Source organism: Bacillus infantis (assembly GCF_050107595.1).
Lineage (GTDB): Bacteria > Bacillota > Bacilli > Bacillales > Cytobacillaceae > Bacillus_AB > Bacillus_AB infantis_C.
Window position 1 is genome coordinate 12,153 of sequence record NZ_JBNILH010000011.1, and the last position, 15,343, is coordinate 27,495.

10 protein-coding genes are annotated in these 15,343 nt (G+C 48.0%); 2 read left to right on the forward strand and 8 right to left on the reverse strand.

Annotated features, from left to right (window positions below; translation table 11 throughout):
* Positions 1–103: 103 nt before the first annotated feature.
* Entirely contained in the window at positions 104–4,576 is a 4,473-nt protein-coding gene (locus ACQCVH_RS20200) for a glutamate synthase-related protein (protein ID WP_426837389.1), read from the forward strand.
* A 329-nt stretch (positions 4,577–4,905) separates the two neighbouring features.
* Positions 4,906–5,985 (forward strand): FUSC family protein, encoded by a 1,080-nt coding sequence (locus ACQCVH_RS20205; protein ID WP_426837390.1) that lies wholly within the window; start codon positions 4,906–4,908, stop codon positions 5,983–5,985.
* Between the two features lie 444 nt (positions 5,986–6,429).
* On the opposite strand, the gene ACQCVH_RS20210 is transcribed toward ACQCVH_RS20205, so the two are convergent.
* The 8 genes from ACQCVH_RS20210 to ACQCVH_RS20245 all read right to left on the reverse strand — a co-directional run bounded on the left by ACQCVH_RS20210 (position 6,430) and on the right by ACQCVH_RS20245 (position 15,317).
* Positions 6,430–7,329, reverse strand: a complete 900-nt coding sequence (locus ACQCVH_RS20210; protein ID WP_022543512.1) for an ABC transporter permease — start codon at positions 7,327–7,329, stop codon at positions 6,430–6,432.
* Between the two features lie 16 nt (positions 7,330–7,345).
* A complete protein-coding gene (locus tag ACQCVH_RS20215; RefSeq protein WP_009795210.1) occupies positions 7,346–8,350 on the reverse strand; it encodes an ABC transporter permease in 1,005 nt (334 codons plus the stop codon).
* Between the two features lie 95 nt (positions 8,351–8,445).
* Positions 8,446–10,059 (reverse strand): ABC transporter substrate-binding protein, encoded by a 1,614-nt coding sequence (locus ACQCVH_RS20220; RefSeq protein WP_426837391.1) that lies wholly within the window; start codon positions 10,057–10,059, stop codon positions 8,446–8,448.
* 30 nt (positions 10,060–10,089) lie between these two features.
* Positions 10,090–11,076, reverse strand: coding sequence for an ABC transporter ATP-binding protein (locus tag ACQCVH_RS20225; RefSeq protein WP_426837392.1), 987 nt, complete (start codon positions 11,074–11,076; stop codon positions 10,090–10,092).
* Complete coding sequence (locus ACQCVH_RS20230; protein ID WP_224904409.1) at positions 11,057–12,067, reverse strand: ABC transporter ATP-binding protein; 1,011 nt, start codon at positions 12,065–12,067, stop codon at positions 11,057–11,059. The genes ACQCVH_RS20225 and ACQCVH_RS20230 overlap by 20 nt, the downstream gene beginning before the upstream one ends.
* Before the next feature lie 368 nt (positions 12,068–12,435).
* The gene (locus ACQCVH_RS20235) at positions 12,436–14,184 is read right to left on the reverse strand and encodes an ABC transporter ATP-binding protein (protein WP_426837393.1); all 1,749 of its coding nucleotides are present in this window, start codon (positions 14,182–14,184) and stop codon (positions 12,436–12,438) included.
* A 106-nt stretch (positions 14,185–14,290) separates the two neighbouring features.
* Entirely contained in the window at positions 14,291–14,821 is a 531-nt protein-coding gene (gene ntdP, locus ACQCVH_RS20240; protein ID WP_148974602.1) for a nucleoside tri-diphosphate phosphatase, read from the reverse strand.
* A gap of 241 nt (positions 14,822–15,062) precedes the next feature.
* Complete coding sequence (locus ACQCVH_RS20245; protein WP_224904411.1) at positions 15,063–15,317, reverse strand: YgaB family protein; 255 nt, start codon at positions 15,315–15,317, stop codon at positions 15,063–15,065.
* Positions 15,318–15,343 lie beyond the last annotated feature (26 nt).

Genomic DNA, 15,343 nt, shown 5'->3' on the forward strand with positions numbered 1-15,343 from the left:
TATATGTTTCCTCGAAACAATGAACCTTACAAAATTTCATTTTGTATACAGAATAAATCTTATAGGAGGTGAACCGGCTTGGCAATTTGCTGAAGCCGTATTTATGACACAAACTTGGAGCCCATCCCTATTCACTGAATTTAACCGCCAGGAGCATGATGCCTGCGGGATTGTAGCCGCAATGGAAAAGAATAAAATCCCTACAAGGGAGAATATCTTCAGCTGCATCGATGCTCTTGTCACGATGAATCACCGCGCGGGTTTTATTAATGGAGAAGGTGACGGCGTCGGGATTCATATCGATATCCCGCGCGAGCTATGGAAGCAGAAGCTTTCTGATGCCGGTGCCGATCCTGAGGCAGCATCCCGCGAAGGATTTGCTGTCGGCCATGTTTTCATGTCAAGAAATGAAAAAAGCTCAAGCATCAAGTCAAGCCTTACAGAAAAATTAGAAATTGCAGGCTTTGAAATCCTATTTGAATCGGACGAAGTGACAGATTCCTCAGCTCTTGGGCCGATTGCCATCCAGGAAAACCCTATATTCTGGCAGTTTGCCATTTTATCAGATTTGGAGGGCCAGCCTCTTACTGAAAAATTATTTAACCTTATTATTAATTTTGAAGAAGATGAGCATGTCCATGTCGCCTCCTTAAGCCAGCACCATGCCGTCTATAAAGTAATGGGCGCTGGGGATATCCTGCCGAAATATTATCATGACCTTGCGAACCCGCTTGCTGCATCGACAATGACGCTTGGCCATAACAGATATTCGACCAATACGCTGTCCAGCTTTTTCCGTGTCCAGCCTTTCAGTGTGCTTGGGCATAACGGCGAAATCAACACGATTGCCAAGCTCAGGGATGAAGCAAAGCTTGCAGGCGTCCCGCTCGTGAAGGACGGCAGCGATTCACAGGACTTGAGCAGAACACTGGAGACGTTTATTTGCCGTGAAAATTATTCACTTTTTGAAGCAATGGATGTTATGTTCCCGCCAATTGTAAACGAAATCAAGTCTTATCCGGACCATCTCCAGGATCTGTACACCTACATCCGGGAAGGCTGGGGCCATTTTGCCCAAGGTCCTGCTGGGATCATCTCCCGCTTTGCGGACGAGGCAGTATTCAGCGTGGATGCACTTGGGCTGCGCCCGCTCTGGATGCTTGAAACAGAAAGTTCTTATTTATTCTCTTCCGAACCGGGGATTATTCCTTCAAGCGAATATGTAAACGAGCCTAAGCCGCTGGCTCCGGGAGAAAAGGTCGGCCTGAAATGGAACGGAGATGTTCTTGAGGTATTTGAGCAGCATGCATACCAGGAACAGGTATACAAAAGATTCTCAAAGCGGGTGCATCTGGATGGCAGCAGGAAGCGGCTTGAAACGCCAAGGCTGTCCAAAACCATTTCAATGAATTATCCAAGCAAGATTCATAACGGCCAATACAAAGCCTTCGGCTGGGAAAGGGATCAGGTCCAGCTTGTTGAACAGATGGCAGATAAAGGCATTGAGCCGATCCGCTCTTTAGGACATGATGCACCTTTGGCAGCTTTAAATCCTGAGCGGAAAAACATCGCCGACTATATAAAAGAAAGCGTGGCCGTCGTGACCAATCCGGCCATTGACCGCGACCGTGAGACAGAACATTTTTCCACCAGGACCATTATCGGGAAGCGCCCTGCCCTCTTTCATTCTGATAAGGAAGTCTCAGGGGTCACTGAACTTCAGACTCCTCTTTTAATTGAAGGAAAAGCAGGATTCGAATGTTCGGGCATTATCCAGCAGCCAAGCTACGACCAGGTGACAGACTATTACCAGGAGCAAAAGCTGACTGCCTACATCCCGATTGTGTTCAGTGAAGATGAAGGCATCCGGGAGGCCCTTGGCCGTCTGGCGGAAGATGCCGTGGCTGCTGTAAGGAGCGGAAAGTCCCTCCTCATACTGGATGATTCACAGGCACATCAGAACGGGAATCTGTGGCTCGATCCCCATTTGGCCGTATCAGCGATCGATCAGGCGCTCGTTAAGGAAGCGGTCCGCAGGGACTGTTCCATCCTGCTCCGTTCAGCTTCCATCCGGTCTCTGCATGATATCATCACCAGCTATGGACTTGGTGCAGATCTGATTTCCCCGTACTATATGTTCATGACTGTGCTGGATGAATCGGCAACGCCGCTTGTAAACCTGTACACAGCGCTGACAAAAGGCCTCGAAAAGGTTATTTCTACGATCGGGATTCACGAGCTCAGAGGCTATGGGCGGCTATTCTCAAGCATCGGACTGCATGAGGAAACAGCGGAAATACTGAATATCGTAAACTTCTTCGGTTCAGGAGAGCTTGCCTGCAATTTTGAAAGCATGAAGGAAGATGCTATCCAGAGAGCAGAAGATTACCAGAATGAAAAAGAAAGAATCGGAAAAACCTTCCACCTTTTCCCGCGCATCTGGAAAGCCATCGGCGAAGTTGCCAAAACCGGCGACTATACAGCGTACGGGGAAAAGATTTCAGAACAGGAGGAGCAGAATCCGACAACGATCCGCCATCTGACTGGCTTCAAGCCGGCATCCTCCCCTGTATCGCCTTCAGAGGTGAGCCTGAATGTCGGCACGCATGATCTTCCTTTCGTCATTGCTTCAATGTCATTCGGCTCACAAAATGAGATTGCCTTCAGGGCTTATGCAGAAGGTGCAGACCGCCTGAATATGGTCAGCATGAACGGTGAAGGCGGGGAAATCAAGGATATGCTGGGCAAATACCCGAATACCCGCGGACAGCAGGTTGCTTCCGGCCGGTTTGGGGTGAACGCAGAGCTGCTGAACTCATCAAACCTGCTTGAAATCAAAATCGGCCAGGGTGCGAAGCCGGGTGAAGGCGGACATCTTCCTGGCTCAAAAGTGACAGCGAAGATTGCCGAGGCGAGAAATGCCACCATCGGCTCAGATTTAATCTCGCCTTCCAACAATCATGATATCTATTCAATTGAGGACCTGGCCCAGATGATACACGAGCTTAAGACGGCCAATGATAAAGCCAAAGTCGCTGTAAAAGTTCCCGTCGTTCCTAATATCGGGACGATCTCGGTTGGAATCGCAAAAGCTGGGGCGGATATCATCACCCTGAGCGGTTTTGACGGGGGTACCGGCGCCGCCAGGATCCATGCGCTCCAGCATGTCGGGCTTCCAGTTGAAATCGGTGTTAAGGCCGCCCATAACGCCCTGCTTGAAGCAGGACTGCGCGACAGTGTGGAAATCTGGGCTGACGGCGGCATCAAGAGTGCATCTGATGTGCTTAAGGTTATGCTCCTCGGGGCAAACAGGATCGGATTCGGGACACTTTCCATGCTGGCGATCGGCTGTACCACATGCCGCGGCTGCCATCTGGATACATGCCATGTCGGGATTGCAACTCAGATTGAAACAGAAGCGCAGGCAAAGGATCATGGCCTCCGCCGATTCGTCCCGCGTCAATTCGATTTGGCCGTCCAGGGCATCATGAACTTATATACAGCCTTCGGGACAGAGCTCAAGGCGCTGGCGGCGGGACTTGGAATCAGGAACCTTCAGGACGCTGTCGGGCGCTCTGACCTCCTTGAGCAGGCAAAAGGAAAAGAACAGCTGGATCTGACCTACCTCCTCCGCACACTGGAGATTGGCCAATTGAGCCATCAGGAAGCGGCTGCTTCCCTCGATGCCCACCAGCTTCAGGTGGCAGTTGGGGCAGAATATCTTGATGCAAGCGTAGAAGAGCTGCATCAATCACGCGAATACCAGAGCATTACTTCAGAACAGCGCGTGCTGGGAAGCCGCGTTTCCTGCCACCGTGTCAGAAACCGGCTGGACGGATCCTATCAGAGCCTGCCGCCTGTCTCCCTTAAATATAAGGGCGGCTCGATTCCAGGCAATGGGCTCGGAGCCTACAACAGCGCCGGCATCCATATTGAAGTGGCCGGCGGCGCCCAGGATGGCATCGGTAAGACTTCATTCGGCGGAGAGATTCTGATTTTTAAATCAAAAGGAAAGAATGGCAGCTTCTACAATGGATCAGTCGGCAAAGGGTTTGGATACGGCGCACAAAAAGGACTCCTCGTGGCCCAGGGGAACGCTGATGCCCGTGCAGGCATCCGTCTCTCCGGTGCAGACATGATCATTGGCGGGCAGCTGAATAAGCCTCTTCCTGACAAAGAACATGGCAACATCGGGACACATTCCAATATAAAAGGATTTGCTTTTGAATACATGACCAATGGCAGAGGCCTTGTGCTTGGCGATCCTGGCCCATGGATTTGCGCAGGCATGACCGGCGGGGTTGTATACCTCCGTCATCAGCCGGAACTGGGGCTCACGAAGGAAGCCCTCCAGCGCAGGATTGCAAAAGGGGCAAAGGTCACCGTCTCTTCTTTGTCCTCAAAAGGACAGGAAGATGTTCAAGAGCTTCTCGGCAATTATATAAAAATGCTCGCGGAACAAGGGCAGCACGAAGAATCTGAACAGCTGTCCAAATTGCTTGAAGACGTTGAAAACCACTTCTTCCAGGTAGTTCCTGTCAAAGAACAGGCTGACCCTTCTGTTTCTACAGAATGATGGTTCGCCAAAGGCCCGCTCAACATTCCTGAGCGGGCCTTATTTATTTCTTATTTCTTTTTATGCAGACTGCAGCTGAATGATCGTGCAAACATCTTCTCCATCAATATAATAAAATAGAGCCGGCAATGCTCCACTTTTTTCATGTAAGCGCCTTAATGGAATTTTATCGGAGATTTATCATATTTGTCCCTTGAACTTCAAGGATAATCCCTGTATAGTACATAATTGTTTAACAATGAGCAAATCGGTTTAAATTAAGTATAAAATAGATAATGGCTGTATTTTTGCTAAAGCAGCCATTATAAATACGAAAGGATATTATTTTCATGAAGCTTGGAGCCCGAATACTAAAAACGGGAATTGCCATCATACTGTCTTTATTTTTATCAGAAATTTTCAACCTGCCAACTCCTGTTTTTGCAGGCATCGCGGCTATTTTTGCGATTCAGCCTACCATCTACAGATCGTATCTATCGGTAATCGAGCAGATCCAGGGCAATATCATCGGGGCTGTCATTGCCGTCGTCTTTGTTCTTGTTTTCGGGAACAACTATTTCATTGTCGGCCTTGCCGCAGTCATTGTCATCATTATCAACCTGAAGCTGAAGCTTGAAAAAACCATCGGCCTGTCCCTGGTTACCTTAATCGCCATCATGGAAACTCCGGGTGAGGACTTCGTTCAATTTGCTGTTATCCGTTTTTCGACCATCATGCTTGGGATATTATCAGCTTTTCTGGTCAATCTTGTATTCCTGCCCCCTAAATATGAAAACAAGCTATATTATAAAATATCCAATGCGACAGAAGATATTACAAAGTGGATCAGACTGAACGTCCGCCATGCCTCTGAGCATATGCTCTTAAAAAATGATATCGAAAAGCTGAAAGATGATGTCATCAAGCTCGATCAGCTGTACCTTATGTATAAGGAAGAACGGAATTACCTGAAAAAAGACAGCCCGGTCAAAGCGAGAAAGCTGGTCATCTACAGACAGATGATCTCGACCGTTAAAATGTCGCTTGAAACACTGAAAAGGCTGCACCGCCATGAATACGAGCTGCAGCAGATGCCAGAGGATTTCCAGAATTCTATCCAGCAGCAGCTGGACTGTCTGATACACTATCATGAGCATGTGATGCTCAAGTTCATTGGAAAAGTGAAACCGCAGGTGAGCTTTGAAGAAGGCGATATCTGCCTTGACCGCAAGGAGCTGTTCACCTTCTTCCTGGCGCAGCATAAAAACATGGAAAATGATGATGAGCAGATCATCTACCATACCATGCAGATCATCTCTGCTATCATCGAATATGATGAACAGGTCGAGCATTTGGATACATTGATTTCTAGTTTTCAGTCGTACCATAAAGATGAAAACGAGATTAGTATAGAGGAAAATGAGGAATAAATTACTAAAGCAGCCATCAGGCTGCTTTTGTTTTATAATTTTTCAAACGAAGGCTGTGCTTTATCATTAGTTTTTTCCGTTAATGGAGGCTGTTGATTTCCGTTCCAGGCACTTCGCTTTCCGCGGGGCGACGCTGAGCCTCCTCAGAGCAAGCTCTTGCGGGGTCCCAGCCTTGCCGCTATCTCCCGCAGGAGTCTTCGTACCTTCCACTCCAATCAACGTGCGTTTTAAATTTTGAGTAGAGTAATACCCTGGGTAGCTATGAAATCTATTAGTTAATTAGAGTTAGAGAATTTTATATAAATTTAAAAGGGAGCGGAAGATTTCTTTACGTACCCTTTTAGACATTACCCTTTTTCTGGTAAACAAAGTCAAAAGCACCTTTTAGCCAAAACACCCTATGCCTTATGCCGTAGGATAAACAGGTGCCATTACCACTCCTTCCTAACTCTTCATCCTAGGATCCAATGCATCTCTCAGCCCATCGCCCATGAGGTTGAAGCCAAGTACTGTGAGCATGATGGCGAGGCCTGGGAAGATCATTGTCCAGGGGGCCTGGATGAGATATGCCTTTGCATCTGAGAGCATTTTTCCCCACTCCGGATTTGGTGCTTCTGCCCCCAGTCCAAGGAAGCCCAATGCAGCTGCTTCAATGATGGCTGTTGCTACTGCCAGTGTTCCCTGGACGATGATTGGACCCATGCTGTTCGGCAGGACGTGAAGGAATAAGATACGGGCATCACTCATGCCGACCGCCTTGGCCGCCATGATATATTCCTCCTGCTTTACACTGAGCACACGGGAACGGATCAGGCGCCCAAAGTTAGGGATATTGATGATGGCAATGGCAATGAGCGCATTCCTTAAGGATGGACCCAGTACAGCTACAATCGCAATTGCCAATAGGATGCTTGGAAATGCAAGCATGATATCAAAGAACCGTGAAATGATTGTATCCACCCAGCGGCCATAATAGCCTGCAAGGATGCCAAGCAGACAGCCTGCGGCTAGTGAGCCGAGGACGGCCAGAAAGCCTACCCATAATGAAATCCGCGCCCCATAAATTACCCGGGAAAGAATATCCCTTCCAAAGTCATCGGTTCCGAACCAATGGTCGGCCGATGGGGCCTTCAGCCGGTTTGCCAGCTGCTGCTCATTGATGCCTGTAGGGGCTATCAGCGGCGCAAATACAGCCAGGATGACAAAGAACAGAACAATAAGCGCGCCCACAACGGCCAGCTTGTTCTTCCGGAAGCTCCGCCATGCTTCAAGCCAGGGGGATTCCACCTTTTCCTCGGCCTGGACCGCTGACGGATGTACATTTTTTTCTGTTGATAATTCCATAGGCTTCTTCCCTCCTTTAGTTGTATTTGATCCTTGGATCGATTGCCGCATATAAGAGGTCGACAATCAGATTGATCATGACAAAGATGAATGCAATGACAAGGATCCCTGATTGGATAACCGGATAATCGCGGTAATTGATAGCTTCATAGATATATCTTCCGATTCCCGGCCAGCTGAAAATGGTCTCCGTCAGGATGGCACCGCCAAGAAGGAGCCCTGTCTGCAGCCCGATAATCGTCAAAACAGGGATGATGGCATTTTTCAGAGAATGCTTGTACACGACCCAGAACATCCTTAGCCCTTTGGCCCTTGCGGTACGAATGAAGTCTGAACGCATTACCTCAAGCATTGTCGAGCGCGTGATCCTGGCAATAATGGCCATCGGAATGGTCGATAATGCAAGGCTCGGAAGCACAAGGTGGCGGATGACATCCCAGAACTGATCCATCCTCCCTGCCAGGAGGGTATCGATGATATAAAGATTGGTGATGGCCTCAACCGGATTTCTGACCTCTTCCCGGCCGGATGTAGGCAGCCAGTCCAAATTGATGGCAAAAATCCACTGCTCCATAAGGCCAAGCCAGAAAATCGGCATTGATACGCCAATAAGCGCAAGCACCATGGCAATATAATCAAACCAGGAGTTTTGGAACCAGGCACTGATGATACCTGCATTCACGCCGAAAAAGATGGCAATGAGCATAGCGCAGAATGAAAGTTCCATCGTAGCTGCCAGGAACGGCCAAATTTCTCCGCTGATCGGTGCCTTCGTACGGAGCGATTCCCCCAGATCACCCGTAAACAGGCCCCCCAAATATGTAAAATATTGAATGAACCAGGGCTTATCAAGCCCAAGCTGCTCTGTCAAATCCGCCACAGCCTCTTTCGTTGCCAGCTGGCCCAGGATGATTTGGGCGGGATCTCCCGGTATGGCCCTGATCATGAAAAATACAATCAGCGATAAGCCCAATAAGACCGGTATAAGGGAAAATATTCGTTTGATCGTATATGAAAGCATGTTTTCACCTCTCTTGATGGTTGTCCAGCCGCATCAGTCCGGCTAAAAGAAAAGGGAGCCGCTATAAGGAACTCCCTTTCTTTCTATCTTTCCATTTACTTTTTAAATTCCACAGAAGACAGCAGATCCGATCCTGTTGGATGAGGCTTGAATCCAGTAATATCCGCTTTTCCTGCAAGGACAGGATTGGAGTGGACAAGCGGGATCCATGGTGCATCATCCTTGATGATCAGCTGGGCCTGCTTATACAGCTCTTCACGCTCGGCCTGATCTGTCAGCGTCTGTGCTTTTATCAGAAGATCGTGGACCTCCTGATTTTTATAATAGGTATAGTTATTGGATCCGATAGTATCCTGGTCCAGTAGTACATAAAGGAAGTTGTCAGCATCCCCATTGTCGCCTGTCCAGCCGAGTAGGAAGGAATCTGCTTCCCCTTTATTGGCTTTGTCGAGGTAAGTTCCCCATTCATAGGATACGATTTTCGCCTTTACGCCAATATCAGCAAAGTTGGCCTGGATGGCTTCAGCAACCTTTTGACCGTCCGGCATATATGGACGTGCAACCGGCATTGCCCAAAGCTCCATCTCAAATCCATTTTCGTAGCCAGCTTCCTTCAGAAGCTCCTTCGCTTTTTCAGGATTATACTCATAATCCTGCACCTCATCATTGTAGCCTGCAATTCCCGGCGGCATCGGGTTCTTCGCTGGCTCTGCATATCCGGAATAGAAGGCATCGATGAGTGCCTGCTTATCCACCGCATAGTTCAGCGCCTGTCGGACCTTCTTATCTTTCAGCGGGCCGCGTGTATTGGTAAGCCCAAGATAGCCGACATTCATGGACGGACGGTCAAACAGCTGCAGATCTGCATTTCCTTCGATTTGCCCTACATCACTGAAGCTTACGCCATCAATCAGGTCAACCTCGCCTGTAGACAAAGCATTCAGCCTTGCTGAGTTTTCAGGGATGACCCTGAAAATGACTGAGTCAAGCTTTGGCAGGCCTTCCTGCCAGTAATCCGGGTTCTTCTCAATGACGACACGGTCGTTCCGTTTCCATTCTTTGAACTTGAAAGGTCCTGTTCCGACAGGGCTGTCAGTGAACTTATCGCCGGCCTTTTCTACTGCAGCAGGACTCGCGATTCCAAATGGCGACATCGCCAGGTTTTTCAGGAATGGAGCGATCGGCCTGCTTAATGTAAATTCGACTGTATAGTCATCAACGGCTTTTACCTCTGTAAGCACATCGCCAAATTGAGAGGCATAATAATAGAATTCTTCTTTATTGCCTGCTTTCCAGCGGTTGAAGTTGAAGACGACTGCTTCTGCATTGAAATCTGTACCGTCATGGAACTTGACTCCCTCGCGAAGCTTAAGCGTATGCTTCAGCCCGTCTTCACTTTCCTCCCATTCAGTTGCAAGGCCAGGCTGGATTTCTGTATCCTGCTCTCCAAAGTTGATCAGAGTTTCAAAAATATTAACTGTAACCTTGAAGGATTCACCTTCGGTTGTAATCGCCGGGTCCAGAGCATCAGAGTCTCCGCTTCGCCCGAAGACAAGTGTTCCGCCGGCAGCTGTTTCACCGCCCGCATCTGAACCGGAATCCTTCTCGCCTTCATCTGTGCCGCTTGACTGGCTGCCGCTGCAGCCTGCAAGCCCCAATGACAGCAGCATGGCAAAAACCAACATTAAAAGACCATTGCGCTTTTTCATACTTTTCCCCCTTTTAATATCTTTCTTTTATCATGCATGCACCCTGTTACTGGTGTATAAGTGGCAGGCTGCAAAATGACCCTCTTCAATTTCTTCCAGCTGCGGCCGCTCGACCGTGCAGATTTCCATGCACTCCCGGCACCTTGTATGGAACGCGCACCCTTTTGGCGGGTTCGCCGGGCTCGGGATGTCTCCGCTCAAAAGCTCAGCTTCCTTGCGCAGATCAGGATCCGGGACCGGCACCGCATCAAGAAGGGCTGAAGTATAAGGATGCAGGGGATTTTCATACAGCTTTTCAGCTGTCGTGATTTCTACCAGCCTCCCCAGATACATTACTCCCACCCTGTCGCTGATATGCCTGACAACACCCAGATCATGGGCTATGAAAATATAAGTCAGCTGAAACTCCTTTTGCAGGTCTTCAAGCAGGTTCAGCACCTGTGACTGGATGGAAACATCGAGTGCAGAGACCGGCTCATCCGCAATGATCAGCTTCGGCCTGGTCATCAGGGCCCGTGCGATCCCGATCCTCTGCCTTTGCCCCCCGCTGAACTGGTGGGGATATCTTTTCGCATGCCAGCTGCTCAATCCGACGACTTCAAGCATCTCTCTTACCCTTTGCTTCCGCTCCTTTTTATCCCCCATCCCGTGGACGATCAGTGGCTCCTCAAGGATTTTTTCGACTGTATGGCGGGGGTTCAGGGAAGCAAACGGATCCTGGAATACCATCTGCATTTCCTTGCGCATCTTCCTCATTTCCGAATCGTTCAGTCCTGTCAGTTCCTTCCCTTCAAACAGCACCTTTCCTTCGGTAGGTTCGATCAGCCTCATCAGCATCCTGCCGGTTGTTGACTTCCCGCAGCCGCTCTCCCCTACAATCCCGAGCGTTTCCCCTTTATTCACATAAAAGCTGACATCATCAACGGCTTTTACATCTCCGGTCTTCTTGCCAAAAAGGCCGCCTGTTATCGGAAAATACTTTTTAAGCTGATTAACCTCAAGCAGAACTTCCGCCATTGGCCGCACCTCCTGATTCATCATGAAGAAAGCATCTTACCGTGTGCACCGGAGAATTCCCCTGGTACAGTTCCGGCGTTTCGGACAGACAGCGGTCATGGACAAATTCGCATCTTGCCGCAAAGCGGCAGCCATGCTTGACTGAGCCGGGCTTAGGGACATTTCCCGGTATCGAGTACAGCCTGTCCTTCCTCTCCCTAATATCGGGGACCGACTGGAGAAGCCCGATTGTATACGGGTGCTTCGCGTTTTTGAAGATTTCCCTGACAGGCGCTTCCTCGACTACCTTGCCTGCATACATGACAATGACCCTTTCACAGACCTCGGCAACAACGCCAAGGTCATGGGTGATCATCACAATCGCCGTATCAAGCTTTTTATTCAAGTCCTTCATAAGAGCGAGGATCTGGGCCTGAATCGTCACATCGAGCGCGGTTGTCGGTTCATCCGCGATCAGCAGCTTCGGATGGCAGGAGAGGGCCATGGCAATCATCACCCTTTGCCTCATCCCTCCTGAAAGCTGGTGCGGATATTCCTTCATGATCTGCTCTGCCCTCGGCAGCCCTACAAGCTTCAGCATTTCTACAGCCTGGCTGGCTGCTTCCTTTTTCTTTATCTTCTTATGTATCGTAATGCCCTCCACCAGCTGGCTGCCGATGGTGAACAGCGGGTTCAGAGAAGTCATCGGCTCCTGGAAAATCATCGCCACTTCATTCCCTCTTATTTCCCTCATCCTGCTCTCTGAAGCTGCCACCAGGTCCTCGCCATTCAGCAGAATCTCGCCGCCAACGATTTTTCCGGGCGGCTGGGGGATCAGCTTCATGATCGACAGCGATGTCACGCTTTTGCCGCAGCCTGATTCGCCTACTATTCCCAGAATTTCACCTTTACGGACCGAAAAACTGATTTCATCCACAGCTGGTATTTCTCCATCTGAAGAAAAAAAGGAGGTTTTCAGCTGCTTTACATCTAAAACGGGAGCTTGACTCACACCATTACTCCTTCCTTTTTTCCATGCTGAAGCATTGGTCTTTCATGGATTCTCCTTACTTCTTGCAGCTTAAATGCTGTCAACCAGGGCAGCACAGCTTACGTCATGCCCCTTTAAATTTGTACCTTTGGTCACTATCTTTTTCTCATTCTATAAAAAAAGCCCATACAAGTCTACAGATTTTTCTAAATTATTTAAATATATTAAATTTTTTAAAAACATTTCAAAACCCGAAATACCTTACAGGGGATGGGACCGGCTTCCCCCATCATATGCCAGGCTCTTTTGTTATATGAGTAAAATTACCTGGTCTTAACAAAAAAACCTCCCCCTTTACAGTATGGTTTCTGTAAAAGAGGAGGTTTTTTTCAATGCTCCAGCTGCTGTACCTGGAATAAGTTATAATAATGCCCCTGTCTGGCCATAAGTTCTTCATGATTACCGATTTCGGCAATTTCCCCATTCTCGATATGGACAATCCTGTCGGCATGCGTAATGGTTGAGAGCCGGTGGGCTACAATAAAGGTAGTCCTGTCTTTAGCCAGCTTTTCCAAAGCCTCCTGGATGAGGTGCTCGCTTTCCAGGTCAAGCGCGGATGTAGCTTCATCGAGTATCAGGATCGGCGGATTCTTCAGGAAGATCCTGGCGATTGCCACCCTCTGCTTTTGCCCTCCTGACAGCTTTACGCCCCTTTCTCCGACTTTCGTCTCATAAGCATCAGGAAGGTTCATGATGAAATCATGGGCATTGGCAGCCTTGGCAGCTGCAATCACTTCTTCATCACTCGCATGCGGCTTGCCGAGAAGGATATTTGTTTTAACGGACTCACTAAAAAGAATATTATCCTGCAATACAATTCCAATCTTATCACGGAGTGAACGAACCTTAAACCGCCTGATATCTGTCCCATCAAGCAGGATCTCCCCCTTCGTCACGTCGTAAAAACGGGGGATCAGACTGATCAAGGAAGATTTTCCTCCTCCGCTCATGCCAACAAGGGCAATGGTCTCGCCCTGCCGGACATCAAGGGAAATATCTTTTAAGACCGTTTCTTCTTCCTTATCGTATGAAAAATCCACATCCTTGAATTCAATATGCCCCTTTACATCGGTGACTTCAATGCTGTCCGGGGAATCATCGATGTCGTATTTCTCGTCAGCCAGTTCAAACACCCGGTCCATTGATGCAATCGACTGTGTCAGGGTTGTGGAAGAATTGACAAGCCGGCGGAGCGGATTATAAAGCCTGTCAATATAGGCGATAAAAGCCATCATGGTTCCAATTGACAAATCCCCCTGTATGACCTCATAGCCTGAGTAGCCAATAACGATCAATGGCGCTATATCGGTTATGGTATTAACGACAGCGAAAGCTTTTGCATTCCATTTTGTATGGTCAATGGCTTTCTCCAGGAAATTTTTATTTTGGCTGTCAAACTGCTTCTGCTCATGGTCTTCAATGGCAAAGCTTTTTACAACGGCCATTCCCTGGACACGTTCATGCAAATAACCCTGGACCTCTGCGAGAGCCTGGGACCTCACCCGGGTCAGCTTTCTAAGGTTTCCGAAGAAGTACCTGACACTGAAAGCATAGAATGGGAAAAGAATCAGGGAAACGATCGTCAGTTTAATATCCATATTGAACATAATCACGACCGCGATAATGATCGTTGCAATATCAAGCCATAGGTTCATAAGGCCTGTGACAACAAAGGTCTTTGTCTGTTCGACATCATTGATGACCCTTGAAATGATTTCCCCAGCCCTGTTATTGGAATAAAACTTAAAGCTGAGCTTCTGTATATGGTGAAACAGACTATCACGGATATCATAAAGAATTTTGCTGGCTGTCCATTGTGCGAAATACTGCCTGTAATACTCAATGGGCGGACGGGCCAGTACAAAGATAACGATCATGACTCCCATGATCCATAGCAGCCTTTCCGTTTTTCCGCTTTGGGACAGTAAGTCATTCCCGACAATATCATCAATTACATATTTAATTAGAAGCGGAATTAAAAGCGGAATGGCAAATTTTATGATGCCTATTAAAAGTGTGCCGATTATTTGCAGCCGGTACGGCTTAACAAATTTCATATATCTTTTGATGCTGTCCAATTGCTGCCCCCCTTAATGCTCTCTCTATAGAATACCTCTTTTAAACAGATAAAAACCTGTTGAAACAAGGTCAACAGGTGCTACACAGGCTTTTTTATCCTTAATATCAGCGTCTGTAAGTTAAATATCTCTCATACCAAATGTCAATAAAATCCGGGGCAAAAGGCCCTTTCCGCTGGCGGATCCACTGGATCAGCTTATCGACATTCGCTTTTAATATCTTGTCGATGACTTCTGGATAGTTCATTTCCTTCCGGTGCCGCTCATATTCATCTTCATCGAGAAGATTGAATGTCATATCCGGAAAGACTTTGATATCCAAATCATAATCAATATACTTCAGCGCTTCGCCGTCAAATATAAAAGGAGAGCTGATATTGCAGTAATAATACACGCCATCCTCCCGGATCATCCCAATGATATTGAACCAGTACTGTGAATGAAAATAACAGATTGCCGGCTCCCGGGTCACCCAGGTCCTCCCATCGGATTCCGTCACAATGGTTCTGTCATTTCCTCCGATCACAAGGCTTTGTGTCCCTTTTAGAACGGTCGTTTCCTCCCAGACGCGATGGATGTGCCCATTGTGTTTGTAGCTGTGTATTTGCATCGGTTCTCCTTCGATGGGTACGCCCATTTCTTCTCCCCTACTTTCATTCCCAAACGCTTTGCAACCTATCAAATGACTTGCACAAGTTTCCTAAAACGACAAAAGGCAACAAAGAACGTATTATTTCCTATTATTATAACGGTTAAAGAAAGAATTTAAAACAAAGAGCCATTGAAAAATCTCTCAATGGCCCGATCAATCCCGTATAGTCTCTCATAAAGTGCAAGGATCCTGCCATTTCCCTGACCTTCTCCCCAATGTACAGCTTTCAGCCGCAGGTCAGATTCACTTCCTGATAAGACCTGATCACCTCTTCCGTCTGGGCTTCAAACACCCGGTGGATCTCGCGCAATTCTTCTTTCATGCGGTGGATTTCAAACTGGACGCTTTCCAGCTCTGTTTCCTCCTGGATTATTTTAAGCTCGTGCTCAATTTCCTGGCAGCGTTCCAGTTCTGACTGAAGAAACAGGAGCTTTTCCATTGTTTTCATCTGTTCAGATACCAGCAGGTCAAAAGTGCTCATACAGGTCACCGTCCCAATTTCAGATT